This is a genomic window from Micromonospora haikouensis (assembly GCF_000876225.1).
In the GTDB taxonomy this organism is placed as follows: domain Bacteria; phylum Actinomycetota; class Actinomycetes; order Mycobacteriales; family Micromonosporaceae; genus Micromonospora; species Micromonospora haikouensis.
Window position 1 is genome coordinate 665,142 of record NZ_JXSX01000002.1, and the last position, 25,541, is coordinate 690,682.

Sequence of the window (25,541 nt, forward strand, 5' to 3'; positions counted from 1 at the left end):
GCCCTCCCCGCGCCCGGCTCGCGGAAATCGGACCTGGTTGCAAGGAGGGGCACCTTGTTGACGCCTTCGGTGGAGGAAGGGCCCCTGTTGACAACGGCGCTCCAGGTCAGCCCGCCCGCGCGCCCCGGGGCGGGCGAAACCGGGCGGGAAAGTGTCGGTCGTGGCCGGTACCGTCCCGCCACCAACTCAAGAAGGGGTGCGGCGATGGCGAGCGTGGCCGGGCGAGGGGTCCGCTGATGCGGTCGGGGCGGGCGCGGCTCGACCGCACGGTGGTCCAGGGCTTCTACGACCGGATGCGGGCGGTCGCCCCGGCGGCGTACGGGGCGATCGAGCGGGACCGGGCGGGTGACCCGGGGCGGGCGTTCCCGGACACGGCCTGCGGCCGGCTCGTCGCCTCGCTCGACGCCGCCGGCCTGCGTGCGCTCGGCATGTGGGCGCACCACTGGTGCATGCGCTTCTACGACGACGACACCCGGGTGGGGCTGCGCCTGGTGCGGGAGATCGCCGGTCGCACCGGGCTGGGCTGGACGGTCGACGAGGTGCGCTGGATGCTCGGGGAGTCGGAGGCGGCCGGCCCGTCCGCCGCGCACCGGTTCACGCTGCCGGGCGCGGCGGCCGGGGAGCTGCCGCCGACGGTCCGCCGGGAGTTCGCCACCGACGTGCTCTCCGGTGCCGGCAGCCGCGAGTTCCGATAGCCGGCGGGCGGCGACGCGCCTGCGGAGAGCGTCGTCGGGGGACGCCGGCGGCCGGCGGCGCGTCGTCCGGGCCGGGTGCCGGGCAGCGCCGGGAGTTGACCGACGACGGTCGCGGCGATCGCCAGGGCGAAGCCCGCGAGCTGCGTCGCGCTCAACGCCTGGCCCAGCGCCAGCCAGCCGAGCGCGGCGGCGGTCAGCGGGCTCAGCGCGCCGAGCACGGAGACCTGGGTCAGGGGCAGCCGCGCCGCGCCGCGGAACCACAGGGCGTACGCGGCGGCGGTGCCGACCAGCCCGAGCCAGGCGTACCCGAGCAGGGCCGGGCCGTCGACGGGCGGCGGCGGTCCCTCGACCGCGACCGCGAGCGGCGCGATCAGCAGGCCCCCGGCGGTGAGCTGCCAGCTCGTCGCCGCGAGGGTGCCGACGCCGGGCGGGCGGCCCCAGCGGCGGGTCAGCACCAGCCCGGCCGCCATCGCGGCGGTGCCGGTGAGCCCGGCGGCCACGCCCAGCGGGTCGGTGCCGGCGTCGGGGCGGAGCACGACCAGCGTCACGCCCAGCGGCGCGGCGAGCGCGGCGAGCAGGGCCGGCGGCCGGGGGCGCTCGCCGAGGGCGCCCACGGCCAGCGCGGCGACCAGCAGCGGCTGCGCCGCGCCGAGCACGGCGGCGGTGCCGCCGGGCAGCCGGTACGCGGCGTAGAAGAGCAGCGGAAAGAACGCGCCGATGTTGAGCGCGCCGAGCGCGGCGGCCCGCCACCACCACGCGCCGTGGGGGCGGCGTCGGGTCACGGCGAGCAGCAGCAGGCCGGCCGGGAGGGCCCGCACCACCGCCGACCAGAGCGGCCGGTCGGGCGGCAGCAGCTCGGAGGTGACCAGGTAGGTGGTGCCCCAGGCGGCGGGCGCGGCGGCGGTGGCCAGCAGGTCGGCGGTGCGGCGGGGCATGGGAGACCAATCATTAGTCGCTAAGTAGCTTGAAGCTAAGCTAATCATCTCCGAGTTAACAGCGCCAGTGCGAGGTGGGGCACAATGCCGGGGTGACCGAGCGGGACGACGTCGACGCCATCGTCGACCAGTGGCGGCGCGAGCGCGCCGGAATGCGGCCCGAGCCGATGGCCGTCTTCGGCCGGATCTTCCGCCTGGCCCGGCTGGTCGGCGACGAGCAGGAGCGGGTGTACGCGGCCTGGGGCATCAGCCGGGGCGAGTTCGACGTGCTGGCCGCCCTGCGCCGGGCCGGTGCCCCGTACACGCTCGCCCCCAAGGCCCTGGCCGCCGGGCTCATGCTCACCTCGGGCGGGATGACCGGCCGCCTCGACCGCCTGGAGCGCGCCGGCCTCGTCCGCCGCGCCCCCGACCCGGCCGACCGGCGGGGTCTCCAGGTGACCCTCACCGACACCGGCCGGCAGGTGGCCGAGGAGGCCGCCGACGCCGGGCTGGCCACCCAGCGGCGGCTGCTCGACGCCCTGCCGCAGGGGGACCAGGAGCGGCTCGCGGAGCTGCTGCGCGACCTGCTCGCCGCTGCCGCCCCCGCTGCCGCCCCGGACGCCACCAACCGTCGCCCCCGCACCCGCCCCTGACCCCACCCGCCCCTGACCCCACCCCGCCCTGAGGCCGCGTAGCGCGCCCGACGCCGCGTCGCGACGGCCCGCCGAGGAGAGGACCCGCCGTGCCCGCCAGCGAACCCACCATCGTCGCCACCAGCATGGGCTTCCTCAGCCGCCGACGCGGGCCCTACGACCTGCGCCCCGGGCCGGTCTTCGAGCTGGCCGCCGAGCTGGCCGAGGCCGGTCCCGCACCCCGGCTGTGCTACCTCGGCCAGGCCGTCGGCGACCGGGACTCCTCGATCGCCGCCGTCCACGCGGCGTTCGCCGGCACCCGGTTCCGCGCGTCGCACCTGGCGCTGTTCCCGATGCCGAACGTCGACGACGTCCGGGCGCACCTGCTCGCCCAGGACGTGCTCTGGGTCGGCGGCGGCAGCGTCGCCAACCTGTGCGCGGTGTGGCGCGTGCACGGCCTCGACGAGATCCTGCACGAGTGCTGGCAGGCTGGGGTGGTGCTGGCCGGGGTCTCCGCCGGCTCGATCTGCTGGCACCTCGGCGGTGCCACCGACAGCTTCGGCCCCCGGCTGCGCGGCTTCACCGACGGCCTGGGCTGGCTGCCGTACGGCAACGGGGTGCACTACGACAGCGAGGAGCAGCGGCGACCCCTGATGCACGCGCTGGTCGCCGACGGCACGCTGCCGACGAGCCACTGCACCGACGACGGCGTCGGGCTCGTCTACCGGGGCACCCGCCTGGTCGAGGCGGTCGCCGACCGGCCGGGCGTCGCCGCGTACGAGGTCGCGCGCGCCGCCGACGGAGAGGTCCGGGAGACCCGGATCGAGCCGCGGCTGCTGGCCGACCGAGGTGAGCCGACCGGAGGCGGCCGGTGACCCGGTGAGGCGAGCTGACGGGAGGCGGCGGGGGTCGGCCGCGTAGACTGGCCGGCCGTGAGCCTCACCATCGGGATCGTCGGCCTGCCCAACGTCGGCAAGAGCACCCTGTTCAACGCGCTGACCAAGAACGACGTGCTCGCGGCGAACTACCCGTTCGCCACCATCGAGCCCAACGTCGGCGTCGTCGGGCTGCCGGACGAGCGGTTGACCAAGCTGGCCGAGATCTTCTCCTCGCAGAAGGTCCTGCCCGCGCCGGTGTCGTTCGTCGACATCGCCGGCCTGGTCCGGGGCGCGTCGAAGGGGCAGGGCCGGGGCAACGCGTTCCTGGCGAACATCCGGGACGCGTCGGCGATCTGCCAGGTGGTGCGGGCCTTCTCCGACCCGAACGTGGTGCACGTCGACGGCAAGGTCTCCCCGGCCGACGACATCGAGACGATCAACACCGAGCTGATCCTGGCCGACCTCCAGACCCTGGAGAAGGCGCTGCCCCGGCTGGAGAAGGAGGCCAAGCTCCGCAAGGACCGGGCCGCCGCCGTGACCGCCGCGAAGCAGGCCGTCGAGGTCCTCGACGGCGGCACCACCCTGTACGCCGGCGCCGCCGCCGCGAAGATCGACCTGGAGCACCTGCGCGAGCTGCACCTGCTCACCACCAAGCCGTTCCTCTACGTCTTCAACGTCGACGAGGCCGAGCTGGCCAACGCCGAGTTCCTCGACGAGCTGCGCGCCCTGGTCGCGCCGGCCGAGGCGGTCTTCATGGACGCCAAGATCGAGTCCGAGCTGGTGGACCTGCCCGAGGAGGAGGCCCGCGAGCTGCTGGAGTCCATCGGGCAGTCCGAGCCGGGGCTCGACCAGCTCGTCCGGGTCGGCTTCCGCACGCTCGGGCTCCAGACGTACCTCACGGCCGGGCCCAAGGAGGCGCGGGCCTGGACGGTCCCGGTCGGCGCGACCGCCCCGGAGGCCGCGGGGGTCATCCACTCCGACTTCCAGCGCGGGTTCATCAAGGCCGAGGTGGTCTCCTACGACGACCTGGTCGCGGCCGGCTCGATGGCGGCGGCGAAGGCGGCGGGCAAGGTCCGCATCGAGGGCAAGGAGTACGTCATGCAGGACGGCGACGTCGTGGAGTTCCGCTTCAACGTCTGAGGCGGCCTGCCGACGGGTTCGCCGGCCGGCGACGGTCCACCCGGGTGACACCGACGAACGGAGCACCATGGCCAAGCTGCTGTACTCGGCGACGGCGTCGCTCGACGGCTACATCGCCGGCCCCGGCGGCGACATGTCCTGGCTGACCGAGCACCTGACCGGCGAGAACCCGACGGCGGAGCGCCTGCTGGCCGGGGTCGGCGCGATCCTCGCGGGCAACGGCACCTTCGGCGGCGGCGACCCCAACCGGGGCACCGACAAGGAGGGCGCGTTCGGCGGGCAGTACCACGGCCCGGTGTTCGTCCTCACCCACCGGCCGCCGGCCGAGCCGCCCCCGGGGATCACGTTCGTCGGCGACCTGCCCAGCGCCGTGGCGCAGGCCAGGGAGGCCGCCGGCGACAGGTACGTCAACGTCCTCGGCGCGGACGTCGCCCGGCAGTGCGTCCGCGCCGGGCTGCTCGACGAGGTCCTGATCTTCTTCGCTCCGGTGCTGCTCGGCGCGGGGGTGCGCATCTTCGACGACCCGGGCGGGCCTGCCGTTCGACTGACGCCGATCCCCGGCGAGACGGCCCACTGGTACCGCGTCGTGCGCTGAACGTTGCCGCTGCTTGATCGACAGGGTGCCCCGGCGCAGGACATGATGTCCTGATGCGAACTCGGCTCCTCTTCGTCCGGCACGGCGAGTCGGTGCACAAGGTCGAGGATGTCGTGGGCGGCCCCGGTGGCTGCCGGGGACTGACCGACTCTGGCCACCAGCAGGCGCGCCGGCTGGCTGACCGACTGCGCGACGAACTCGCCGTCGCCGGTCCGGTGGCGGTCTACTCGTCGGTGCTGCGCCGGACCGTCGAGACCGCGTGGCCCATCGCCGAGGCGCTGGGCGTCAGCCCGGTGCCCGACTGCGGGCTCTGCGCCTGGCACACCCCGCCGTACGCCGACGGGCTGCCCACCGCCCAGTTCCAGACCGAGCACGCCGTGGAGGGCGGCGGGGTGTTCCGGCCGTTCGAGGAGGGCAACGAGAGCTGGGCCGAGCTCGTCGTCCGTGTCAGCCGCGCGATCATGGACATCGCGCACCGGCACTGGGGCGGCACGGCCGTGCTGGTCGGGCACACCGAGACGGTCGAGGCGTCCTTCCACGCGCTCGCCGCCCAGCCGCTGTTCCGGGCGTTCGACATGGAGGTGGCGCCGGCCTCGATCACCGAGTGGACCACCGACGGTGATCCCACCGGCTGGCCGCCGCCCCGCTGGACCCTGCGGCGCTTCAGCGACGTCTCCTGAGTCCCCGTCGGCTGTCGGTCCCTGCGTGCACACTGTGCGGATGACGGAACGACTGGCACCCGTATTGCGGGTCGCGGACGCGGAGGCCACCGCCGGCTGGTATGCCCGGCTCGGCTTCCGCAAGCAGTGGGAGCACCGGTTCGCGCCGGAGCTGCCGAGATACGTGAGCATCGCGCGGGGCGGCATCGAGGTGCACCTGTCGGAGCACGCGGGGGACGCCCGGCCGGGCACCTCGCTCTACCTGTACGTCGACGACGTCGACGCGGTCGCGGCGGCCTGCGGCGGCGTCGAGGTCGCCGAGCGGGACTGGGGCCGCGAGTTCCAGCTCACCGACCCCGACGGCAACCGCATCCGGGTCGGCACCGTCCCCGCCTGATCCGGCCCACATTCCTTGGACGGTTGTCGTCACCAGCCGACGACAACCGTCCAGGGTCGGGAAACGCCGGGGTGCCGGGGCGGGGCAGCGCGGGACGGGCCGGCGTGATGGGGTGTCGCGTGTGGAGTTGAGCGTCGACGTCGCCGGCACGCGGTTGCCGGCCACGCTGAGCCTGCCGACCGGCCCGGTGCGGGGCGGGCTGGTCGTGCTGCACGCGGCCGAGGCGGGGCACCGGTCGCACTTCTGCTACGAACACCTGGCCCGGCTGCTGCCTGGCGCGGGGGTCGCGGTGCTGCGCTTCGACCGCCGGCCCCGCGTCGACGGCCACGACGTGCCCCTGGCCGACCAGGCCGCCGACGCGATCGCGGCGGTCGACGTGCTGCGCCGCCACGTCGGCGACGTGCCGGTCGGGCTGTGGGGGCTGAGCCAGGGCGCCTGGGCCGCCCCGCTGGCCGCCGGGCTCCGGCCCGACCTGGTCGCCTTCCTCGTGCTCGTCTCCGGCAGCGGGGTCAGCCCCGCCGTGCAGATGCGCTACGGCACCGCCGAGCAGCTGCGCCGCAACGGGTACGGCGACGCCGACCTGGCCGAGCTGGGTCGGGTGCGGGCCGCGACGGAGGCGTACCTGCGGGGCGACCTCGACCGCGCGACCGCGCAGGCGGCCGTGGACCGCGCCGCCGCCCGCCCCTGGTTTCCGCTGGTCCACCTGCCGCGCGCGCTGCCCGACCAGCCGGGCACCTGGCGCGACATGGACTTCGACCCGGTCCCGGTGTTCGCCCGGGTGAGCTGCCCCGTGCTGCTGTTCTACGGTGCGACCGACGCGTGGATCCCCATCGACGACAGCGTCGCCGCCTGGCGGCGCGCCACCGCCGGGGCGGCCGATCCGCCCACCGTCTGCCGGCTGGACGGCTGCGACCACTACCCGACCCTCGGCGAGGGCACGAGCCTCGACAGCATCAGCCCGCAGTACACGGCCGCCCTGCTGAGCTGGCTGGACGCCCGGCTGCCCGCCGGTTAGCGGGTCTGGCTCAAGCGCTGCGCAGGGCGTCGTCGACGCCGGTCTCGCGGCGGCCGAGGTGCGCGGGGTCGCGGCCGGAGAGCAGGTCGACGGCGGCCTTCACGCAGGCCCCGTACTCCCGGGTGGAGCTGATCTGCCACGTCCTGGCGTACGCGCGGGCGGTCTCGTCGCCGACCCCGCTGGCGTCGACGCCGAGCCGCCGGCACACCGCCACGGCGCGGGGCAGGTGGAAGGTCTGCGTGACCACCGTGGCCCGCTCCACCCCGAAGATCCGCTTCGCGCGGGCGCACGAGTCGTACGTGTCGGAGCCCGCGTAGTCCAGCACGATCTTCTCCGCCGGCACCCCGTTGTCGAGCAGCCAGCGCCGCATCGCGGTCGGCTCGTCGTAGTCCGCGTTCATGTTGTCGCCGGAGAGCAGGACGGCGCGCACCTTCCCGGCGACGAACAGCCGCCGGGCGATCTCCAGCCGGGCGGTGAGGAACGGCGACGGCGTCCCGTCCGGGTGCACCTTCGTGCCGAGCACCAGGGCGACGGGGGCCTCCGGGACGTCCGCCTCGGCGAAGATGTGCCCCTGCGCGCCGTCGCGGATCCACGTCACGCTGGCCACGGTGCCGCCCGTCAGCAGCGCCGCCCCGACGACGCCCGTGACGGCGGCGCGGCGCAGCCAGCGCCAGCGCCTGCGCGTGCCGCCGGCCGTTCGCAGCCTGCCGATCATGGTGGACAGTCGACGCCGCATGGGTACGAGTATTCCTGATCAACTCAGCTTTGATCGACTTCATGTCGCCGACATGGCGGTATCAACCGGCCCCCGACCGGACCATGTCGCCGACATGGTGTGGATCAAGGGGCCTTTTCCTTCCAAGATCCGCGCCTGGCCGCCTGCGGGCGGTGCGGGGGTCAGGGGGAGGCCTGCGACTGGCCGTTGCGCCATACGTCGCCCTGGCTGCCGTGCCGCTCGGCGGCGTAGCGCTGCTGGGTGCGGGCCGCCTCGCGGGCCGCCGCCGAGTCCTCCGGCGACGACTGCCGCCGCCGGTCCCGCCAGGCGACCACCAGGAACGCGCTCACGATCAGCGCCAGGGTCGCCCCGAAGAGAACCATCAGCGTCGTCATATCCCAACGGTAGGCCACCCGGTCGAGCCCGGCCGCCGAGCGGGCGACGGCAGGCATTCGTCAGATCACGCGGGGGTCAGTGCCTGGGCCAGTCGGGCGAGGCCGTCCCCGCCGTGACCGTTCGCTATCACCCGGTCGATGACGGCCTGCGCGGCGCGCAGCGCCCCGGTATCGATCCCGTGGAGGTCGGCGGCCTCGATGACGTGGGCGATGCCCGAGGCGGCCGAGGTCACGGTGGACCGTTCGCCGGGGAACCGGCCGTCGGTGAGCTGGTCGGCGAAGCGGCCGGCCATCTCGCCGATCATGGGGGCGATCCCCGCCGCGTACCCGGCGAACGAGCGGGGGGCGATGCCCTCGGCCGATGCCAGCGCGAAGGCGTGGGTCAGGCCGCTGACCGTCGTAGCGAACAGGTCGAGCAACGCCACGTCGTACGCGGCGGCAGCGCCCGGGTCCTCGCCGAGGTACGCGGGCGTGCCGCCGAAGGCGGCCAGGATGGGCAGGCAGGCATCGAATGCGGGGCGGGATCCGCAGTAGAGCACCCCGGCGGCCTGGGTGCCGATCGACGGGGTCGGCGTCAGGATGGCCCCCTTGACCAGGTCGATGCCCCGCGCAGCCGCCCACTGCGCCAGGCCACGCGCCGCGTCCGGCGAGGCCGTGGTGACGTCGACGAGCGTCCGGCCGGCCCAGTCGTCGTGGTGGGCCAGGACGGACCGGACCGTCGGCGGGTCGATCAGGCAGGTGACCACGAGCGAGCACGCGCGGACGGCGTCGGCGACGGTCGGCGCGGCGGTCGCGCCCAGCGCGACGAGGGGTGCGGCCCGCTCCGGCGTGCGGTTCCAGACGACGGTGGGGACGCCGGCGGAGACGAGGGAAGCGGCGAGGGCCCGGCCCATGGGCCCGAGGCCGAGCACCGCCACCGGCGGACGTTCCGTGAGGTGTTGATCGGTCATGTCAGGAGACGCTAGAGGTTGACGTTGACGTGAAGGTCAAGCCGAAGGTCTGCTGTAGGGCATGCGGATCGGTGAACTGGCCCGGCGGACCGGCGTGAGCACCCGGGCCCTGCGCTACTACGAGGAGCAGGGGCTGTTGCGGCCCGAGCGCCGGTCGAGCGGTTACCGCGACTACGGCGACACCGCCGTGTCGACCGTGCGGCACATCCGGCTGTTGCTCTCGGCAGGGCTCGGCACGGCGGTGATCGCCGAAATCCTGCCCTGCGTCCCGGACGACACGACGGTGCTCGCCCCCACCTGTCCCGAACTCCTCGACGGACTGGCCGAGGAGCGAACGCGGATCACCGCGGCCATCGAGCGCCTGGCCGCAGCCCGGGACATCCTCGACGCGCTCATCGCGACCGGCACCGCCGGCCAGCGCCCGGGAGGTCAGGAGATGTAGTGCAGGATCACGTTGTGTACGTGGTGGCTCTTCTGCGCGCCCCGGAACTCGACCTCGTACGTGTGCGTGCCGACGTGGATGGCGATCGAGCCGGTGGAGAAGAACTCCCCGCCCCACGACTTGTTGCTCACCACGCTCACGCTGGTGATCTTCGAGTACGGGATGCTGGTGATCGCGTACCGCTTGCCGACGAAGGAGCGGTCCTGGATGATCACCCGCCGGTCGGTGAGGCCGATGAACCCGGTGCCGGTGCCGACGGCGTCGTAGACGGCGATGATCTGCTCACCCGTGAGCAGGCCGCTCTGGATCTGCTGGAACTGCTCCTTGCGGTCGTATGTCGCATTCGCCATGACCCCACGGTAAGCGGACGTGCCAAGTCAGCCCGGGGCCGAGAGCCTGCGGGCCACCACGACCAGCTCCCCGGCGCCCGTGCCGACCGGTTGCCGCGCCCAGCCGCCGTACACCCGCTCGACGGCGAAGCCGGCGGCCTCCACGGACGCGCGCAGCTCCGCCTCGCCCCGGAAGCGCAGCCTCGCCGAGCTGCGCCGCGCGTCGCCGCCGGGGAACGCGTAGTGGTGGGTGAAGTCGACGACCCCGGCGTGCACGGCGGTGACCTCCGTCCAGGCCCGCACCTCGCGGCCGTCGGGCAGGCGGACCACCCGCCGCGAGTCGACAGCGTTCCAGCGTTCCCAGGCCCGGGCCGCCGGGTCGCGGGAGTCGAACGCCAGCCGGCCGCCGGGCCCGAGCGCCCGCGCCAGGTCGGCGAGGGTACGCGCCCACTCGTCGTCGGTCACGAAGACCTGCGCCACGTGGCTGGTCAGGACGGCCACGTCGAACGCCGCGCGGGGCAGCGACGCGGAGGTGCCCTCGACCCAGGTGACCAGGTCCGCGCCGGGCCGGCGGCGGGCCGCCGCGAGGGCCGGGCCGGCCGGGTCGACGCCGGTGACGGGGTGCCCGGCGGCGGCCAGGGCGACGGTGAGGCGGCCGGTGCCGCAGCCGAGGTCGAGCACGCGCGCGGGAGGCGTGCCGGCCGACGCCGGATCGGAGGCCAGGGGACCGGTCACCAGGGAGAGGAAGAAGTCGTCGTCGGGCCCCCACGGGCACTCGGCGTCGTAGACGGGCACGAGCTGCGGGTCGCGGAACTCCCCGTCGCGCACGGCCCGGACCAGGAGTCAGCGCGGAGGGCGGATCAGGAGCCGGTGACGGTGCGGTACGCGTCCTCGATGCGGGCGGCCAGCAGGACCTCGCCCTCGCTCAGCGGGGCGCCGTCGCCGTGCCCGACCCGGATCTGCGTCCGGTCGTCGCGGCGGCTGATCTCGGGGCGCAGGTGCAGGGCGTCGGCGACCACCTTGACCCGTTCGGTCAGCGCGGCGTGCTGGGTGTCGTCGATCACCAGCGTGCGCCGGATCTGCTCGCCCTCGCGGGTCCACCCGGTCAGCAGGGTGAGTGCGTCGCTCAGGTAGTCGTGCTTCGCCCGGCTCCTGAACAGCACCCGCATCACCGCACCTCCCAGGCGTCGTTGCCGGCTTGTGGCCAAATCGTCGCCGTCCCGTGTCTAAGTCGGTAACCCCAGTCTGTCGTCCGACCGAGGGTGTGTCCACGCCCACACTTCCCACTTCTACTGGCCTAGCGGACGGCCACGGTACCCAAACCGCCGATTGATCTGGCACGCTGGGAGCCCGTGCGGACCGAACGGGCTAACGAAAGCGGACAGACCGAGCGACGGGATCCGAAGGTGGTCGTCGGCGCGGCGATCATCGCGGACGGGCGGGTGCTCGCCTGCGCCCGGTCGGCCCCGCCCGAGGTGGCCGGCATGTGGGAGTTCCCCGGCGGCAAGGTCGAGCCGGGCGAGAGCGAGACCGCCGCCCTGGTCCGCGAGTGCGCCGAGGAGCTGGCCGTACGCGTGGAGATCGGCGACCGGGTCGGCCGCAACGTGCGGATGGCCCACGGCCGTTCGGTGCTGAAGGTGTACGCGGCCCGCCTGCTGCACGGCGACCGGCCGAAGGCCCTGGAGCACTCGGCGCTGCGCTGGCTCTCCGCGGCCGAGCTGGACACCGTGACCTGGCTGCCCGCCGACGCCCCCATCGTCGCCGCCCTGCGCCCCCTGCTCGCCGCCGACTGAGCCACCTACTGAGCCGCCCACCGAGCCACTGACTGGACCGCAGGCGCAGCAGCCCGCGGAAACGCCGACGGGGGCCGGCGGCCTGTGCCGCCAACCCCCGCCGTCGCTGTCGTCGTCAGTGCTTGTCCTGCTCCGGGTGGGCGAAGTTGAGGTGCTCCGGGGGCAGCGGGAACTGCACGTCGTCGCCGAACGGCGACGGCGCGGCGGCCCGGTCGAAGGTGAGCTCCGTCAGCGGCAGCTTGCCGTTGTCGTCCACGGCCGGGGCGGTCGGCTTCGGCACCTCGCGGTGCCAGTTGACGCCGGCCTGGGCCTGCGCCTCGGCAGCCTGGTCGTGGGAGCCACCCGCGTGCGAGTGGACCCCGCCGGCGGCGGCGTGGGAGTGCACGGCGCCGCTGTGCGAGCCGCTGGTGACGCTGGTCTGAGGCACCTGACCCCTCCGGAAGATCTTGCTACCGAGCCATACCAGGGGATCGTACCTGCGGTCGACCACGCGCTCCTTCATGGGGATGATCGCGTTGTCAGTGATCTTGATGTGCTCGGGGCAGACCTCGGTGCAGCACTTGGTGATGTTGCAGAAGCCGAGGCCCTGCTCCGCCTGCGCATACTCCTTGCGGTCGGTCTTCGCGTCGAGCGGGTGCATGTCCAGCTCGGCGGCCCGGATGAAGAACCGGGGACCCGAGAACGCCTGCTTGTTCTCCTCGTGGTCGCGGACCACGTGGCAGACGTTCTGGCACAGGAAGCACTCGATGCACTTGCGGAACTCCTGCGAGCGCTCGACGTCGACCTGCTGCATCCGGTACTCGCCCGGGGCGACCCCGGCCGGCGGCGCGAACGCCGGGGTCTCCCGCGCCTTCTCGTAGTTGAACGAGACGTCGGTGACCAGGTCCCGGATGATCGGGAACGTGCGCAGCGGGGTGACCGTGACGGTCTCGGCCTCCTCGAACGTCGACATCCGGGTCATGCAGCCCAGCTTGGGCATCCCGTTGATCTCCATCGAGCAGGAGCCGCACTTGCCGGCCTTGCAGTTCCACCGGCAGGCCAGGTCCGGCGCGTCGGTGGCCTGGAGCCGGTGGATGACGTCGAGGACCACCTCGCCCTCGTTGACCTCGACCTGGTAGTCCTGCAGGTCGCCGCCGCTCTCGTCGCCCCGCCAGATCCTGAAGTGACGCTTGGTTCCCATTACTTGCCCGCCTCCTCAGCGAGGGCGTCGAAGTCCGCGAGCTCCTCGTCGGTCAGGTACTTGGCCAGTTCGGCCCGGTCGAACAGGGCGACCAGCTCGGCGCGCATCTTCGGCAGCGGCTTGTGGGTCAGCCGCACCGTGTCGCCGTCCAGGGCGCAGACCAGGTTGACCCGGCGCCACTTCGGGTCCATCGCCGGGAAGTCCTCCCGGGTGTGGCCGCCGCGCGACTCCTGCCGCTCCAGCGCCGCCTTCGCCGTGCACTCCGAGACCACCAGCATGTTGCGCAGGTCCAGCGCGAGGTGCCAGCCCGGGTTGTAGCGCCGCCCGCCGGCCGCGCTGACCTTCGCCACCCGCTCGCGCAGCTCGGCCAGCCTGACCAGCGCGTCGGCCAGCTCGCCCTCCCGGCGGATGATCCCGACCAGATCCCCCATGACCGCTTGGAGGTCCTGCTGGAGGTGGTACGGGTTCTCCCCGGTGTCGCGCTGCAACGGCGCGAGCGCCGTCTCCACGGCGGCCTCGACCGCGCCGATCGACACCTTCGGGCGCGAGGTCAACTGATCGGCGTACGACGCCGCGTGGCCGCCCGCCCGCTTGCCGAAGACCAGCAGGTCCGACAGCGAGTTGCCGCCGAGCCGGTTGGAGCCGTGCATGCCGCCCGACACCTCACCGGCGGCGAACAGCCCGCGCACCGTGCCGTACGCGGCACCCGAGTCCGGGTCCACCTCGACGCCGCCCATCACGTAGTGACAGGTCGGCCCGACCTCCATCGGCTCCTTGGTGATGTCGACGTCGGCCAGCTCCTTGAACTGGTGGTACATCGACGGCAGGCGACGGCGGATCTCCTCGGCCGGCAGCCGGGACGCGATGTCGAGGTAGACGCCGCCGGCCGGCGTGCCCCGACCGGCCTTGACCTCGCTGTTGATCGCGCGCGCCACCTCGTCGCGGGGCAGCAGCTCCGGCGGACGCCGGTTGTTGTCCGGGTCCTTGTACCAGCGGTCCGCCTCGGCCTCGTTGTCCGCGTACTGCTTGCGGAACACGTCCGGGACGTAGTCGAACATGAACCGCTTGCCGTCGGAGTTCTTCAGGATGCCGCCGTCGCCGCGCACCGACTCGGTGACCAGGATGCCCTTCACCGAGGGCGGCCAGACCATGCCGGTCGGGTGGAACTGGAGGAACTCCATGTTGATCAGCGTCGCGCCGGCGCGCAGGGCCAGCGCGTGCCCGTCGCCCGTGTACTCCCAGGAGTTCGACGTCACCTTGTAGGACCGGCCGACGCCGCCGGTGGCGAGCACCACGGCCGGGGCCTCGAACAGGATGAACTCGCCGGACTCCCGGTAGTAGCCGAACGCCCCGGCGACCTTCTCGCCGTCGAGCAGCAGCTCGGTGATCGTCGTCTCGGCGAACACCTTGATCCGGGCGTCGTACGAGCCGAACTCGGCCTTGTCCTCCTGCTGGAGGGAGACGATCTTCTGCTGGAGGGTGCGGATCAGCTCCAGGCCCGTCCGGTCGCCGACGTGCGCCAGCCGGGGGTACTCGTGGCCACCGAAGTTGCGCTGCGAGATCTTCCCGTCCTTGGTGCGGTCGAACAGCGCACCGTACGTCTCCAGCTCCCAGATGCGCTGCGGCGACTCCTTCGCGTGCAGCTCGGCCATCCGGAAGTTGTTGAGGAACTTGCCGCCGCGCATGGTGTCGCGGAAGTGCACCTGCCAGTTGTCCCGGCTGTTCACGTTGCCCATGGCGGCGGCCGCGCCGCCCTCGGCCATCACGGTGTGCGCCTTGCCGAACAGCGACTTCGAGATGATCGCCGTCTTCTTGCCCGCGAGCCGGGCCTCGATCGCCGCGCGCAGGCCGGCGCCGCCGGCCCCGATCACGACGACGTCGTAGTGGTGTCGTTCGATGCGATTCGTGGTCGTCATGTCAGGCCCTCTAGTTGATGAACCGCAGGTCGTTGAACCAGCCGGCCGCGACCGCCATGACGTAGAAGTCGGTCAGCGCCAGGGTGCCGAGGGTGATCCAGGCGAGCTGCATGTGCCGGACGTTCAGCCAGGACACGCCGGTCCAGGCCTTGTATCGCACCGGGTGCTTGGAGAAGTGCTTGAGCCGCCCGCCGATGATGTGCCGGCAGGAGTGGCAGGAGATCGTGTACGCCCACAGCATGACCACGTTGACCAGCAGGACGATGTTGCCCAGCCCGAAGCCGAAGCCCTCCGGCGAGTGGAAGGCCAGCACCGCGTCCCAGGTGTTGATCAGCGAGATGATCGCGGCGGCGTAGAAGAAGTAGCGGTGCAGGTTCTGGCCGAGCAGCGGGAACCGGGTCTCGCCCGAGTAGCTGTCGTGCTTGTCCGGCACGGCACAGGCCGGCGGCGACAGCCAGAACGACCGGTAGTAGGCCTTGCGGTAGTAGTAGCAGGTGAGCCGGAACAGCAGCAGGAACGGCAGGGTCAGCGCCGCGTCCGGGATGATCCACCAACCGGGCAGGAACTGGCCGAAGTGGGAGGCCCCCTCGACGCACCGGTCCGTGACGCAGGGGGAGTAGAACGGGGTCAGGTAGTGGTACTGCTCGACCCAGTACCACTTGTGCATGAAGACCCGGACCGTCGCGTACGCCACCCAGGCGCTGAGCCCGATGACGGTGATCAGCGGAGCGAACCACCACCGGTCCGTCCGCAACGTCTTCGCCGCTATGGCGGCGCGCGCTCGCGCTCCCCGCGGCCTCGTTGCCGTTGAAGTCATTCGGTCGTCTCCCTGACGGGGCCCTCACGGGCGGCAGTTGTTCCGGTCGGCACGCGGACCGGCGACCCCGTACCCGCTGCCACCTCACCGCGCACACCAACGACCACACCGGCCGTACCGGCGCAGCTAGTTGACACACGTTACGCCGATCTCCGTGGGCCGTCCGCGCAAGGGAGTGTCCCGTGTGTCCGGCCTGCGGAAAAGTCCCCGCAACACGATCGATGTCGGATGTTAAGAACCTCACTCTCCGGCCGCCGCCAGAACCGGCGAGGATCATCCGCCCGGGTCAGCCGGATGCGCCCCCGGTGAAGTTCCAGGCCGCCAGGCGCAGCGCCGGCGCGTCCCACCAGACGCCGTCGACGCGGTCCGGCTGCCGGACCGCCCGGCGGCCGATCCCGAGCACGGCCCCCGGGCCCAGCGCCCGGGGGTAGGACTCGGTGAACCGGAAGTTCTGCACCGCCCGCACCGGCACCCCGCCCTCCACGAGCCAGACCCCGTTGCGGGTCAGCCCCGTGATCACCAGGCTCTTCGTGTCCAGCACCCGGGTGTACCACAGGTCGCTGACCAGCAGGCCGCGTTCCATCCCGGCGACCAGGTCGGCCGTGGAGTCGTCGACCAGCGGCCCCGCCGGTGCTGGCGACCCGTGCTGAGCCCCGTCGCCGTGCCCTGTCCCGGCGGCGTGCTGAGCCCGGTGGCCGCCGGCCGCCGGCGCGTGCGCCGGGGCGCCGGCGTCGCCCGCCGGGGCGGGGCCCGACAGCCGCAGGTTGACCGGCATCGGGCCGAAGGTGGCCGCGTCGGGCGACGCGTGCCCGGTGGAGCCCACCCCGGCCGCCGCGCCGCTGCGCCGGTCGTGCGCCACCGCGACGGTGGTGCCGGCGTCGACCAGCGTCAGGGCCCGCCGGCCCGTGCCCTCCACGTCGAACGGCAGCCCCGACCCGGCGAGCGGGTCGTCGACCAGCGTGACCGCCGGGTCGAACTGGGCCACGCCCGGCTCGGCGAAGGACTGCCGCTCGGCGTGCCGCTTGCCGTTGAAGCCCCACAGGGCGAAGTTGTGCAGCAGGTCGGCGACGGCGGCCGGCTCCAGCACCACCTCGTAGCGGCCCGGAGGCAGCTCGACCGGGTCCACGGCCGCCCGTGCCTTCGCGGCGGCCCGGGCCCCCAGCGCCGCCCCGTCGAGGTCGGCCAGCCGGTCGACGTGCAGCCGGGCCACCCCGTCCGCGCCGCCGGTGCGGGCGATGCCGTCCATCGCGGCCTCGGCGGCGACGCCCTGCGCCGAGTGCCCGGTGGAGTTGGCGAACGCTGCCGCCCGGTAGCCGGTGCGGCAGTAGCCGGCGGCCTCCAACCCACCCACGGCGTCGACGAACGCGCGCACCCGCTCGGCCCGCTCGCCCGGCTCGGCGAAGGCCGTGGCCTCGTCCCAGGCCGGGGCGGCGGGCACCGGCGAGCGCGGGGTCAGCCCGGGCCAGGCCGGATCCGGCGGGCATAGGCGGGCTGCCGCGAGGGCCCGCTCGACCAGGGCGGCCAGCCCGTCCGGGGTGACCACGCTGCCGCCGCCGGCCGCCGTGCGCCCCTCGGCGTGCACGCGCAGCCGCACGGAGACGCCCGACTCGGCGACGTTCTGGTGCACGAAGGAGTTGGCGAACCGGGTCAGCGCCAGGTCGGCGCGGGTGACCACCACCTCCGCCTCGGCCCGCGGCCCGGCCAGCCGGCGGACCAGGTCGACCACCTGGTCGGCGAGCCCCAGCACGTCCCGCCCACCGTCCTGCCTCATGCGCGCACCCCCACTCGGACGTTGCGGAACCGGGCCGGCGCGGCCGGGTGACCCGTGTGGCCGACCTGGCCGGGCTGACCCTTGCCGCAGTTGGGCGTGCCCCAGGCGACGGTCTCGGCGGAGAGCATGTCCATCGAGCGCCAGAACAGCGGGCCGATGCCCGTGTAGGTCGGGTTGCGCAGCATCCGCCCCCGCCGGCCCCGCTTCACCTCCCAGCCGATCTCGCAGCCGAACTGGAAGTTGAGCCGCTTGTCGTCGATCGACCAGGAGCGGTTGATGTCCATCAGCACCCCGTCGTCGGTGGCGGCGATGATCTCGTCGAGGGTGTGCGGGCCGGGCTCCAGCCCGACGTTCGTCATCCGCACCATCGGCAGCCGGGCCCAGCCGTCGGCGCGTACGCTGCCGCCGTAGTCCAGGCCGGCGACGGCGGCCGAGTCGCGGCCGGCGAGCACCCCCACCCACCGGCCCTCGCGCACCGCGTCCCGCCGCACCGCCGGGGAGCCCTCGTCGTCGAAGCCGAAGCTGCCCAGCGCGCCGGGGATGGTCGGGTCGATCGTGACGTTCATCAGCTCGGAGCCGTAGCGCAGCGAGCCGAGCTGCGCCAGGTCCAGCCAGGAGGTGCCGGCGAACGCGGCCTCCCAGCCGAGGATGCGGTCCAGCTCGATGGCGTGCCCGACGGACTCGTGGATCTGCAACGCGAGCTGCTCGCCGCCGAGGATCAGGTCGGTCTCGCCCGCCGGACACTCGGGCGCGGTGAGCAGCGCGCGGCTCTCCTCGGCGACCCGGGCGGCGTGCGCGGCCAGGTCGAGCCGGGTGACCAGCTCCCAGCCGGTCGTGCCGTACTGGCCGCGGTAACTCGGATAGGACCGGCGCTGGGTCTCGCCGTCGCCGATCGAGGTGGCCGAGATGCCGCCGCCGCACTCGCGGATGCGCTGGTCGATGCGGTGCCCCTCGCTGGAGACGAACCACTTCGTGGTGTCCCACACCTGGTAGAGGCCCTCGGCCAGGTCGGCGCCGTGCTCCCGCATGGTCGCGGTAGCGCCGACCAGCAGGTCGCCCTTGTCGGACAGGGCCACCCCGAGCGGGTCGACCTCGCACGCCGAGGACCAGCTCGCGACGACCGGCTCGGCCGGCACCAGGTCGACCGGCGGACCGGGGACCCGGGCGCTCGCGGCGGCGATCAGCGCGGCCCGCCGGCCGGCGTCGCGGGCGGCGGCGTCCGACAGCTCCGGTACGGCGTGGAAGCCCCAGCCCGACCCGACCAGCGCCCGGACGCCCAGCCCGAGGCTCTCGTCCTGGGTCAGCTCCTCGACGTCGCCGTTGCGGGCCGACATCGACTCGTAGCGGCGGTGCATCACCCGGGCGTCGGCGTACCGCGCGCCCGCGTCCAGGGCGGCCTGCACGGCGGCGGACGCCGCATCGAATCCGGTCATGACGACGCCCCGCTGCGCTGCGCGCCGCCCTGGGACACCGGGCCAGTTGGATGATTCGCTCGCTGGCGCTCGCTCATGCGCCCGACCCTAGGGGACGGGGCCGACATCCGTCAGGGGACGAGATCCTCGGGCCGGATCTTCGCCCGGACGGGCTCGACCAACTCCAGCACCTCGCCCCGCTTGGCGACGGAGTGCTCCACGTAGTGGGCGTGCCGACGCCGGTGCAGGCGCAGCGCGCCGGTCTCCTGCTCGACCAGGAGGTACCAGTCGATGTGGGCGGCGGCGTAATAGTGCATCTTCAGCACCTTGTCGGTGGACGCGTTCCCCGGCGAGATGATCTCGCAGACCAGCCGGACGTCGGCCGCCGCCACGTAGACGTCGTCGAGGTCGACCGGGTCCGTGACAACGAGGTCGGGGACAGGGACCCGCCCGGACTGGAGCCGGACGTTCACCGCCTCCAGCAGCTCCAGCCCGACCGCCTCGGCGGCCGGTTCGAGGATGTTGCCCAGCTTGCGGGAGATCCGTTGGTGCCGTGGGGTGGGGGCTGGGGTCACGTGGAGGCTCCCGTCGAAGAGTTCGACCCGTTGCGACGTCTCGCCGAGGGCGAGGTACTCCTCCTCGGTCCACGGTCCGTCGTGGTCGAACACCGCCGCGGTCATGGTCACCCCCACCTCGATCGATCGGGCACGGATCCTCTGCCGGCCACCCCCATCATGGTCGCACCCGACGTGCGACCTGTGCGGCTTCGCCGGTCTCGCGATCAGGGGTGTCGGAGGGAGTTGCCGAGTCGTTACGCTCAGCACCGCTGACAGCCCTCGATCTGTAGCTTATTTTCAGCCTCAGTGATCTGTTGTAGTTTCTCTTCGTCACTGGGGGAGGTGGTCGTGGGCGAGCCAGCACCGGCGTCCGACCCGTACCTGCGGGTCGACGACCTGCGGGTGCGCTTCGACACCGCCGACGGCACCGTCCGCGCGGTCGACGGGGTCTCCTTCGCCGTCGAGCGGGGCCGCACCCTCGCCGTCGTCGGCGAGTCCGGCTCCGGCAAGAGCGTCACCTCGCTGGCGATCCTCGGCCTGCACGACCCGAGGCGCACCACCGTCACCGGCGGGATCTCCGTCGGCGGCCGGCAGCTCGTCGGCCTGCCCGAACAGGACGTCCGCCGGCTGCGCGGCCGGGACGTCGCGATGATCTTCCAGGACCCGCTGTCGGCGCTGCACCCCTACTACACCGTCGGCCGGCAGATCGCCGAGGCGTACCGGGTGCACCACCCGGGTGCCGGGCGGCGGGAGGCCCGGCGGCGGGCCGTCGACATGCTCGGCCGGGTCGGCATCCCCCAGCCGGAGCGGCGCTACGACCAGTACCCGCACGAGTTCTCCGGCGGCATGCGGCAGCGGGCGATGATCGCCATGGCCCTGGTCAACGACCCGGCCCTGCTGATCGCCGACGAGCCGACCACCGCCCTCGACGTCACCGTGCAGGCGCAGATCCTCGACCTGCTCGCCGACCTCCAGGCCGAGTTCCGCTCGGCGATCATCCTGATCACCCACGACCTCGGCGTGGTCGGCCAGGTCGCCGACGAGGTGCTGGTCATGTACGCCGGCCGGGCGGTCGAGCACGGCAGCGCCGAGCAGGTGCTGCGCCGGCCCCGGCACCCGTACACCTGGGGTCTGCTCTCCAGCGTGCCGTCGTTGCACGGCGACGCCGACGCGGACCTGGTGCCCATCCCCGGCAACCCGCCCAGCCTGATCGACCTGCCGCCCGGCTGCGCCTTCCACCCCCGCTGCCGGTACGCCGACCGCACCGGCGGCCGCTCGCGCGCCGAGGTCCCGGCGCTGGCCCCGGCCGGCGAGCCCGGCCACCTGGCGGCCTGCCACCTGCCCACCGACGAGCGCGCCCGGCTGCACGCCGAGGGCGTCGCGCCCACGGGGGCGGCCCGATGAGCGAGCCGCTGCTGCGGGTCAGCGGGCTGACCAAGCACTTCCCGGTGCGCACCGGGTTCCGCGCCACCGGCCTGGTGCGGGCCGTCGACGGCCTCGACTTCGCGGTGCGCCCCGCCGAGACGCTCGGCCTGGTCGGGGAGTCCGGCTGCGGCAAGAGCACCACCGGCCGGATGCTGGTGCGGCTGCTGGAGCCGACCGCCGGGCGCATTGAGTTCGCCGGCCGCGACATCACCCACGCCGGGCGGCGGGAGCTGCGCCCGCTGCGCCAGGACCTCCAGATCATCTTCCAGGACCCGTACGCGTCGCTGAACCCCCGGCACACCGTGGGCCGGATCGTGGCGATGCCGCTGCGCGTCAACGGGATCGACCCGCCCGGCGGGGTGCGCCGCCGGGTGCAGGAGCTGCTGGAGCTGGTCGGGCTCAACCCCGAGCACTACAACCGCTACCCGCACGAGTTCTCCGGCGGGCAGCGCCAGCGCGTCGGCATCGCCCGGGCCCTCGCGCTGCGGCCGAAGCTGATCGTCGCCGACGAGCCCGTCTCCGCCCTCGACGTGTCGATCCAGGCGCAGGTCGTCAACCTGCTGCGCGACCTGCAACGCGACCTCGGGCTGGCGTTCGTGTTCATCGCCCACGACCTCGCGGTGGTGCGGCACTTCTGCCAGCGGGTCGCCGTCATGTACCTGGGGCGGATCGTGGAGATCGGCGACCGGGCGGACATCTACGAGCGGCCCCGGCACCCGTACACCCGGGCCCTGCTGTCGGCGATCCCGGACGCGACGCGGCTCGGCCCCGGCGGGCGGATCCGGCTCACCGGCGACGTGCCGACGCCGCTGAACCCGCCGTCGGGCTGCCGGTTCCGCACCCGTTGCCCCAAGGCCCGCGACATCTGCGCCACCGAGGAGCCGGCGCTGGTGCCCCGCGACGGCAGCGGGCAGTCGGTCGCCTGCCACTTCCCGGAGCCGGACGGGGCCGGCGACTTCCCGGGGCACGACGGGGCCGGCGACTTCCCGGAGCCGGACGGGCGCGACGCGGCCGGCGCGAGCGGTGCGGAGGTGACGGCGTGAGCCTGTCCCCGGTCGAGGGCGTGGCCCTCGCGGAGATCGAGTCCACCGGCGACGGCCCCGGGGGCTCCCGCGTCGTCGGCCGCTCGCCCGGCCAGCTCGCCTGGGCCCGGCTGCGCCGGGACCGCACGGCCGTCGTCAGCGCCGCCATGCTCGCCTTCTTCCTGCTGGTCGCGCTGGCCGTGCCGCTGATCGAGGCGCTGTACGGCATCGGCCCCCGCGAGCAGTTCCAGAGCCGGCTCGACGGCTTCGGCATGCCGCTGGGCTACGCCGGCGGCGTCACCGGGGAACACTGGTTCGGGCTGGAGCCGGGCCTGGGGCGGGACATCTTCATCCGGATGGTGCACGGGCTGCGCACCTCGCTGTTCATCGCGATCGCCGCCGCCGTCGTCACCGCCGCGATCGGCGTCGTGCTCGGCACCCTCGCCGGCTACCTCGGCGGCTGGCTCGACGCGGTGGTCAACTGGATCACCGACCTGACCCTGGCCATGCCGTTCCTGATCATCGCGCTGGCGCTGACCCCGACGATCGCGCTGCGCTTCTACGGCCAGCGCGAGGAGGTGCCGCCCGCGTTCCAGATCGGCGTGCTGATCGCCATCTTCGCCCTGTTCGGCTGGACCAGCACCGCCCGGCTGGTGCGCGGGCAGGTCATCGCGCTGCGCGAGCGGGAGTTCGTGGAGGCCGCCCGGGCCAGCGGCGCCGGGCTGGGACACATGCTGTTCCGCCAGCTCCTGCCCAACCTCTGGGCGCCGATCCTGGTGTCGTTCTCGCTGGCCGTGCCGTCGTACATCACCAGCGAGGCGGCGCTGTCGTTCATCGGGGTCGGGCTCACCGACGCCACGCCGAGCTTCGGCCGGATGATCTACCGCAGCCTCGACTACCTCCAGACCGACCCCGCGTACGTCTTCTTCCCCGGCGTCACGATCTTCGCGCTGGTCTTCGCCTTCAACCTCTTCGGGGACGCGCTGCGCGACGCGCTCGACCCGAAGTCGTCCCGGTAGGAGGGCTGCACCATGGCGCGGTTCCTGGTCAAGCGGCTGCTCTCGGCGACGCTCACCCTGTTCGCGGTGAGCGTGCTCAGCTTCCTGATGTTCTTCGCCCTGCCGCGCGACCCGGTCAGCGGCATGTGCCCCAAGAACTGCAACCCGGAGCGGCTGGAGCGGGTCCGCCAGGAGCTGGGCCTGCGCGACCCGCTGGTCACCCAGTACGCCGGCTACATGAAGGGCATCGTCACCGGGCGTGACCTCGGCAGCGCCCAGGGCGGCCGGTGCGACGCGCCCTGCCTGGGCTGGTCGTACGTCACCAACGAGGCCGTCAGCGACACCATCGCCCGGGTGCTGCCGGTGACCCTGAGCATCGTCATCCCGGCGGCGGTGCTGTGGCTGCTGCTCGGCGTCGGCCTCGGCATGGTCTCGGCGCTGCGCCGGGGCACCTGGCTGGACCGGCTGGCCATCGGCTTCTCGCTGACCGGCGCGTCGTTGCAGCTCTACTTCGTCGGGGCGGTGCTGCTGCTGGTCTTCGTCTACCACCTGCGGCTGCTGCCGGTGCCCAGCTACACGTCGCTGTTCGACGACCCGCTCAAGTGGGCCAGCGGCCTCGTGCTGGCGTGGGTCTCGCTGGCGTTCCTCTTCTCCGCCATCTACGCGCGGCTGTCGCGGGCACAGATGCTGGAGACGCTGTCGGAGGACTTCGTCCGCACGGCCCGCGCCAAGGGCCTGACCAAACCGAAGGTGTACGGGCGGCACGCGCTGCGCGCGGCCATCACCCCGGTGGTGACCATCGCGGGGCTCGACGTGGGCGGGGCGCTGGGCGGCACCGTCATCACGGAGACCACGTTCGGCATCCAGGGGCTGGGGCGTACGGCCGTCGACGCCGTCCGCGCCGGTGACCTGCCCACCATCATGGCGACCGTGCTCATCGCGGCGGTGTTCGTGGTGCTGGCCAACGTCGTGGTGGACCTGCTCTACGCGGCGATCGACCCTCGGGTGCGGCTGCGCTGATCGTTTCGACCGGATTCATCGACAGAGGAGGTAGGAGATGCGACCACGCGCAGCGGCCGGCGTCGGCGGCGCCATCGCACTGGTGGTGGCGCTGGGGGCGTGCTCGGAGAACACGGGCGAGGGCACCACGGTCGACACCGGCCGGCAGCAGACCGGCGTCATCGCCACCGACCCGAAGGACTCGCAGGGCCCGGCGGCCGAGGTGAGCGGGGCGCGCAAGGGCGGCACGTTCACCATCATCCGGGAGACCCCGATCTCCCACCTGGACCCGCAGCGGACGTACTCGTTCGCGGGCCTGATGGCCAACCCGCTCTTCGCCCGCTACCTGACGACCTGGAAGGACGACGGCAAGGGCGGCCTCGTGCTCGTCGGCGACCTGGCCGAGACCCCGGGCACCAACGTCAACAACGACTGCAAGGTCTGGCAGTTCACGATCAAGCAGGGGGTGAAGTTCGAGGACGGCAGCCCGATCACGTCGAAGGAGATCGCGTACGGCATCGCCCGGTCCTTCGATCCGGACCTCGCCGGCGGCCCCACCTACCTGCAGGAGTGGCTGGCCGACACCCCGCAGTTCGACACCAAGTGGGACTTCAAGAAGAACAAGGGCGCGCTCCCGCCCGGCCTGACCACCCCGGACGAGCGGACCCTGCGCTTCGAGTTCGCCAAGCCCCGCTGCGACCTGCCGTTCGCGGTGTCGCTGCCGACCACCGCGCCGCTGCGGCCCGACAAGGACACCGGGGTCAACCTGGACCAGCGGCCGTTCTCGTCCGGGCCGTACAAGATCGCCAACAACCAGGTCGGCGTGCAGCTCACCCTCGACCGCAACCCGAACTGGGACCCGGCCACCGACCCGGTGCGCCACCAGTACCCGGACCAGTTCGTGTGGAGCTTCGGCCCGACCGCCGACGCCGCCAACAACCGGGTGATCGCCGACAACGGCCCCGACCAGAGCGCGCTCGCCTTCAACTCGGTGCCGCCCTCGCTGGTCGCCCGGGTGGCCCAGGACGCGGCGCTGAAGTCGCGCACCATCCTCTCGCCGACGCCGAGCGCCAACCAGCTCGTCATCAACAACCAGCGGGTGACCGACCTCAAGGTCCGCCAGGCGCTGAACTACGCCATCGACCGGGAGGGACTGGTCAAGGCACTCGGCGGGCAGACCATCGCCCAGCCGCTGACCACCCTGATGCCGCCGGCCACGATCGGCTTCGAGGCGTACGAGGCGTATCCGGCCGGGGCGAACGGCGACGTCGACAAGGCCAAGGAGCTGCTCGGCGGGCAGACGCCGGAGCTGGTCCTCGGCGTGGCCGACAACACCAACGAGCAGGTGCAGGCGACCCAGCTCAAGGGCAACCTGGAACGGGCCGGCTTCAAGATCACCGTGCGGAACATCCCGGACGACGCCAAGCTCGACGAGGTCAAGAAGAAGAACAACCCCTGGGACCTGTACATCGGCAACTGGGCGGCGGACTGGCCCAGCGGCGCGTCGATCCTGCCGGTGCTCTACGACGGCCGCACCATCAAGGCCGAGGGCAACAGCAACCAGTCGTACTTCAACGACCCGGCCATCAACGCCGAGTTCGACCGGATCCTCGCCCTTGAGCCCGCCAAGCAGGGCCCGGAGTGGGCCAAGCTCGACCAGCGGATCATGAAGGAGCACGCCCCGGTGGTGCCGCTCTACGTCGACGTGGCGTACAACGTGCACGGCTCCAAGGCCGGCGGGGTCTTCATCTCCAGCGTCTTCGGCTACCCGTCCTTCGTCAACGCGTACGTCAAGGGCTGACCCCACCCGCCCCGCGTCGCCCGCGCCCTGCCCGCCCCGCCCCGCGCTGGTGATCAAGAGGTTTGCGTCATCGTCGAGATCAAACTTGACGCTT

Annotated in this window: 27 protein-coding genes and 1 pseudogene; 15 read left to right on the forward strand and 13 right to left on the reverse strand. The window is 73.1% G+C overall.

Annotation, left to right across the window (positions count from 1 at the left end):
- The first annotated feature begins 236 nt into the window (after positions 1 to 236).
- Positions 237 to 695: a hypothetical protein gene (locus TK50_RS35000; protein ID WP_229404669.1), complete on the forward strand. Its 459-nt coding sequence runs from the start codon at positions 237 to 239 to the stop codon at positions 693 to 695.
- A gap of 164 nt (positions 696 to 859) precedes the next feature.
- Here the strand turns inward: TK50_RS35000 and TK50_RS19605 are convergent.
- Positions 860 to 1,678 (reverse strand): annotated as a pseudogene (locus TK50_RS19605) (EamA family transporter); the annotation flags it as partial.
- A 44-nt stretch (positions 1,679 to 1,722) separates the two neighbouring features.
- Here TK50_RS19605 and TK50_RS19610 point away from each other — a divergent pair.
- The 7 genes from TK50_RS19610 (at position 1,723) to TK50_RS19640 (ending at position 6,925) form a co-directional block, all read left to right on the forward strand.
- Positions 1,723 to 2,262: a MarR family winged helix-turn-helix transcriptional regulator gene (locus TK50_RS19610; RefSeq protein WP_229404668.1), complete on the forward strand. Its 540-nt coding sequence runs from the start codon at positions 1,723 to 1,725 to the stop codon at positions 2,260 to 2,262.
- 89 nt (positions 2,263 to 2,351) lie between these two features.
- Entirely contained in the window at positions 2,352 to 3,116 is a 765-nt protein-coding gene (locus TK50_RS19615; protein ID WP_043965742.1) for a Type 1 glutamine amidotransferase-like domain-containing protein, read from the forward strand.
- 57 nt (positions 3,117 to 3,173) lie between these two features.
- Positions 3,174 to 4,259: a redox-regulated ATPase YchF gene (gene ychF / locus TK50_RS19620; RefSeq protein WP_043965744.1), complete on the forward strand. Its 1,086-nt coding sequence runs from the start codon at positions 3,174 to 3,176 to the stop codon at positions 4,257 to 4,259.
- Positions 4,260 to 4,326: 67 nt separating this feature from the next.
- Positions 4,327 to 4,854 carry a dihydrofolate reductase family protein gene (locus tag TK50_RS19625; protein WP_043965746.1) on the forward strand — a complete coding sequence of 176 codons (528 nt, stop codon included), beginning with the start codon at positions 4,327 to 4,329 and terminating at the stop codon, positions 4,852 to 4,854.
- Between the two features lie 53 nt (positions 4,855 to 4,907).
- The gene (locus TK50_RS19630) at positions 4,908 to 5,534 is read left to right on the forward strand and encodes a histidine phosphatase family protein (protein WP_043965748.1); all 627 of its coding nucleotides are present in this window, start codon (positions 4,908 to 4,910) and stop codon (positions 5,532 to 5,534) included.
- 40 nt (positions 5,535 to 5,574) lie between these two features.
- Positions 5,575 to 5,910, forward strand: a complete 336-nt coding sequence (locus TK50_RS19635) for a glyoxalase superfamily protein (RefSeq protein WP_043965750.1) — start codon at positions 5,575 to 5,577, stop codon at positions 5,908 to 5,910.
- A 121-nt stretch (positions 5,911 to 6,031) separates the two neighbouring features.
- Positions 6,032 to 6,925, forward strand: coding sequence for an alpha/beta hydrolase family protein (locus TK50_RS19640; protein WP_043965752.1), 894 nt, complete (start codon positions 6,032 to 6,034; stop codon positions 6,923 to 6,925).
- A gap of 10 nt (positions 6,926 to 6,935) precedes the next feature.
- On the opposite strand, the gene TK50_RS19645 is transcribed toward TK50_RS19640, so the two are convergent.
- The 3 genes from TK50_RS19645 to TK50_RS19655 form a co-directional block, all read right to left on the reverse strand.
- Positions 6,936 to 7,661, reverse strand: coding sequence for a SanA/YdcF family protein (locus tag TK50_RS19645; protein WP_144420330.1), 726 nt, complete (start codon positions 7,659 to 7,661; stop codon positions 6,936 to 6,938).
- A gap of 161 nt (positions 7,662 to 7,822) precedes the next feature.
- Positions 7,823 to 8,035 carry a hypothetical protein gene (locus TK50_RS19650; protein WP_144420331.1) on the reverse strand — a complete coding sequence of 71 codons (213 nt, stop codon included), beginning with the start codon at positions 8,033 to 8,035 and terminating at the stop codon, positions 7,823 to 7,825.
- Positions 8,036 to 8,100: 65 nt separating this feature from the next.
- Entirely contained in the window at positions 8,101 to 8,985 is an 885-nt protein-coding gene (locus TK50_RS19655) for an NAD(P)-dependent oxidoreductase (protein WP_043965756.1), read from the reverse strand.
- Positions 8,986 to 9,046: 61 nt separating this feature from the next.
- On the opposite strand from TK50_RS19655, the gene TK50_RS19660 reads away from it, so the two are divergent.
- The gene (locus TK50_RS19660; protein WP_043965758.1) at positions 9,047 to 9,427 is read left to right on the forward strand and encodes a MerR family transcriptional regulator; all 381 of its coding nucleotides are present in this window, start codon (positions 9,047 to 9,049) and stop codon (positions 9,425 to 9,427) included.
- On the opposite strand, the gene TK50_RS19665 is transcribed toward TK50_RS19660, so the two are convergent.
- The 3 genes from TK50_RS19665 to TK50_RS19675 are packed head-to-tail and all read right to left on the reverse strand — an operon-like array spanning position 9,415 to position 10,925.
- Positions 9,415 to 9,777 (reverse strand): PH domain-containing protein, encoded by a 363-nt coding sequence (locus tag TK50_RS19665; protein WP_043965760.1) that lies wholly within the window; start codon positions 9,775 to 9,777, stop codon positions 9,415 to 9,417. The two genes, TK50_RS19660 and TK50_RS19665, sit on opposite strands and share 13 nt — an antisense overlap.
- A 27-nt stretch (positions 9,778 to 9,804) precedes the next feature.
- On the reverse strand, positions 9,805 to 10,584 hold the full coding sequence (locus TK50_RS19670; RefSeq protein ID WP_052503871.1) for a class I SAM-dependent methyltransferase: 780 nt from the start codon (positions 10,582 to 10,584) through the stop codon (positions 9,805 to 9,807).
- A gap of 32 nt (positions 10,585 to 10,616) precedes the next feature.
- Positions 10,617 to 10,925 carry a 4a-hydroxytetrahydrobiopterin dehydratase gene (locus TK50_RS19675; RefSeq protein WP_043965764.1) on the reverse strand — a complete coding sequence of 103 codons (309 nt, stop codon included), beginning with the start codon at positions 10,923 to 10,925 and terminating at the stop codon, positions 10,617 to 10,619.
- A gap of 183 nt (positions 10,926 to 11,108) precedes the next feature.
- On the opposite strand from TK50_RS19675, the gene TK50_RS19680 reads away from it, so the two are divergent.
- Positions 11,109 to 11,549, forward strand: a complete 441-nt coding sequence (locus TK50_RS19680; RefSeq protein WP_043965766.1) for a (deoxy)nucleoside triphosphate pyrophosphohydrolase — start codon at positions 11,109 to 11,111, stop codon at positions 11,547 to 11,549.
- Between the two features lie 115 nt (positions 11,550 to 11,664).
- Here the strand turns inward: TK50_RS19680 and TK50_RS19685 are convergent, their stop codons facing one another.
- The 6 genes from TK50_RS19685 to TK50_RS19710 form a co-directional block, all read right to left on the reverse strand.
- Positions 11,665 to 12,729 (reverse strand): succinate dehydrogenase/fumarate reductase iron-sulfur subunit, encoded by a 1,065-nt coding sequence (locus TK50_RS19685; RefSeq protein WP_043965768.1) that lies wholly within the window; start codon positions 12,727 to 12,729, stop codon positions 11,665 to 11,667.
- Complete coding sequence (locus tag TK50_RS19690) at positions 12,729 to 14,645, reverse strand: fumarate reductase/succinate dehydrogenase flavoprotein subunit (protein ID WP_043965770.1); 1,917 nt, start codon at positions 14,643 to 14,645, stop codon at positions 12,729 to 12,731. The genes TK50_RS19685 and TK50_RS19690 overlap by 1 nt, the downstream gene beginning before the upstream one ends.
- 10 nt (positions 14,646 to 14,655) lie before the next feature.
- The gene (locus TK50_RS19695; protein ID WP_043965772.1) at positions 14,656 to 15,462 is read right to left on the reverse strand and encodes a hypothetical protein; all 807 of its coding nucleotides are present in this window, start codon (positions 15,460 to 15,462) and stop codon (positions 14,656 to 14,658) included.
- Positions 15,463 to 15,748: 286 nt separating this feature from the next.
- Positions 15,749 to 17,233, reverse strand: a complete 1,485-nt coding sequence (locus TK50_RS19700) for a TldD/PmbA family protein (RefSeq protein WP_043965774.1) — start codon at positions 17,231 to 17,233, stop codon at positions 15,749 to 15,751.
- Positions 17,230 to 18,666, reverse strand: a complete 1,437-nt coding sequence (locus TK50_RS19705; RefSeq protein ID WP_043965776.1) for a TldD/PmbA family protein — start codon at positions 18,664 to 18,666, stop codon at positions 17,230 to 17,232. Before TK50_RS19705 ends, TK50_RS19700 begins: the two co-directional genes overlap by 4 nt.
- Positions 18,667 to 18,776: 110 nt before the next feature.
- On the reverse strand, positions 18,777 to 19,325 hold the full coding sequence (locus TK50_RS19710; protein ID WP_043965778.1) for a Uma2 family endonuclease: 549 nt from the start codon (positions 19,323 to 19,325) through the stop codon (positions 18,777 to 18,779).
- A 225-nt stretch (positions 19,326 to 19,550) separates the two neighbouring features.
- Here TK50_RS19710 and TK50_RS19715 point away from each other — a divergent pair, with 225 nt between their 5' ends.
- From TK50_RS19715 to TK50_RS19735, 5 genes are read left to right on the forward strand one after another with little or no spacing between them, the layout of a single operon-like run.
- On the forward strand, positions 19,551 to 20,606 hold the full coding sequence (locus TK50_RS19715; RefSeq protein WP_144420332.1) for an ABC transporter ATP-binding protein: 1,056 nt from the start codon (positions 19,551 to 19,553) through the stop codon (positions 20,604 to 20,606).
- Positions 20,603 to 21,670 (forward strand): ABC transporter ATP-binding protein, encoded by a 1,068-nt coding sequence (locus TK50_RS19720; protein WP_043965782.1) that lies wholly within the window; start codon positions 20,603 to 20,605, stop codon positions 21,668 to 21,670. Before TK50_RS19715 ends, TK50_RS19720 begins: the two co-directional genes overlap by 4 nt.
- Positions 21,667 to 22,668 carry an ABC transporter permease gene (locus tag TK50_RS19725; RefSeq protein WP_043965784.1) on the forward strand — a complete coding sequence of 334 codons (1,002 nt, stop codon included), beginning with the start codon at positions 21,667 to 21,669 and terminating at the stop codon, positions 22,666 to 22,668. The genes TK50_RS19720 and TK50_RS19725 overlap by 4 nt, the downstream gene beginning before the upstream one ends.
- A gap of 12 nt (positions 22,669 to 22,680) precedes the next feature.
- The gene (locus TK50_RS19730) at positions 22,681 to 23,667 is read left to right on the forward strand and encodes an ABC transporter permease (protein WP_043965786.1); all 987 of its coding nucleotides are present in this window, start codon (positions 22,681 to 22,683) and stop codon (positions 23,665 to 23,667) included.
- Positions 23,668 to 23,704: 37 nt separating this feature from the next.
- Positions 23,705 to 25,447: an ABC transporter substrate-binding protein gene (locus TK50_RS19735; protein ID WP_043965788.1), complete on the forward strand. Its 1,743-nt coding sequence runs from the start codon at positions 23,705 to 23,707 to the stop codon at positions 25,445 to 25,447.
- Positions 25,448 to 25,541: the final 94 nt, after the last annotated feature.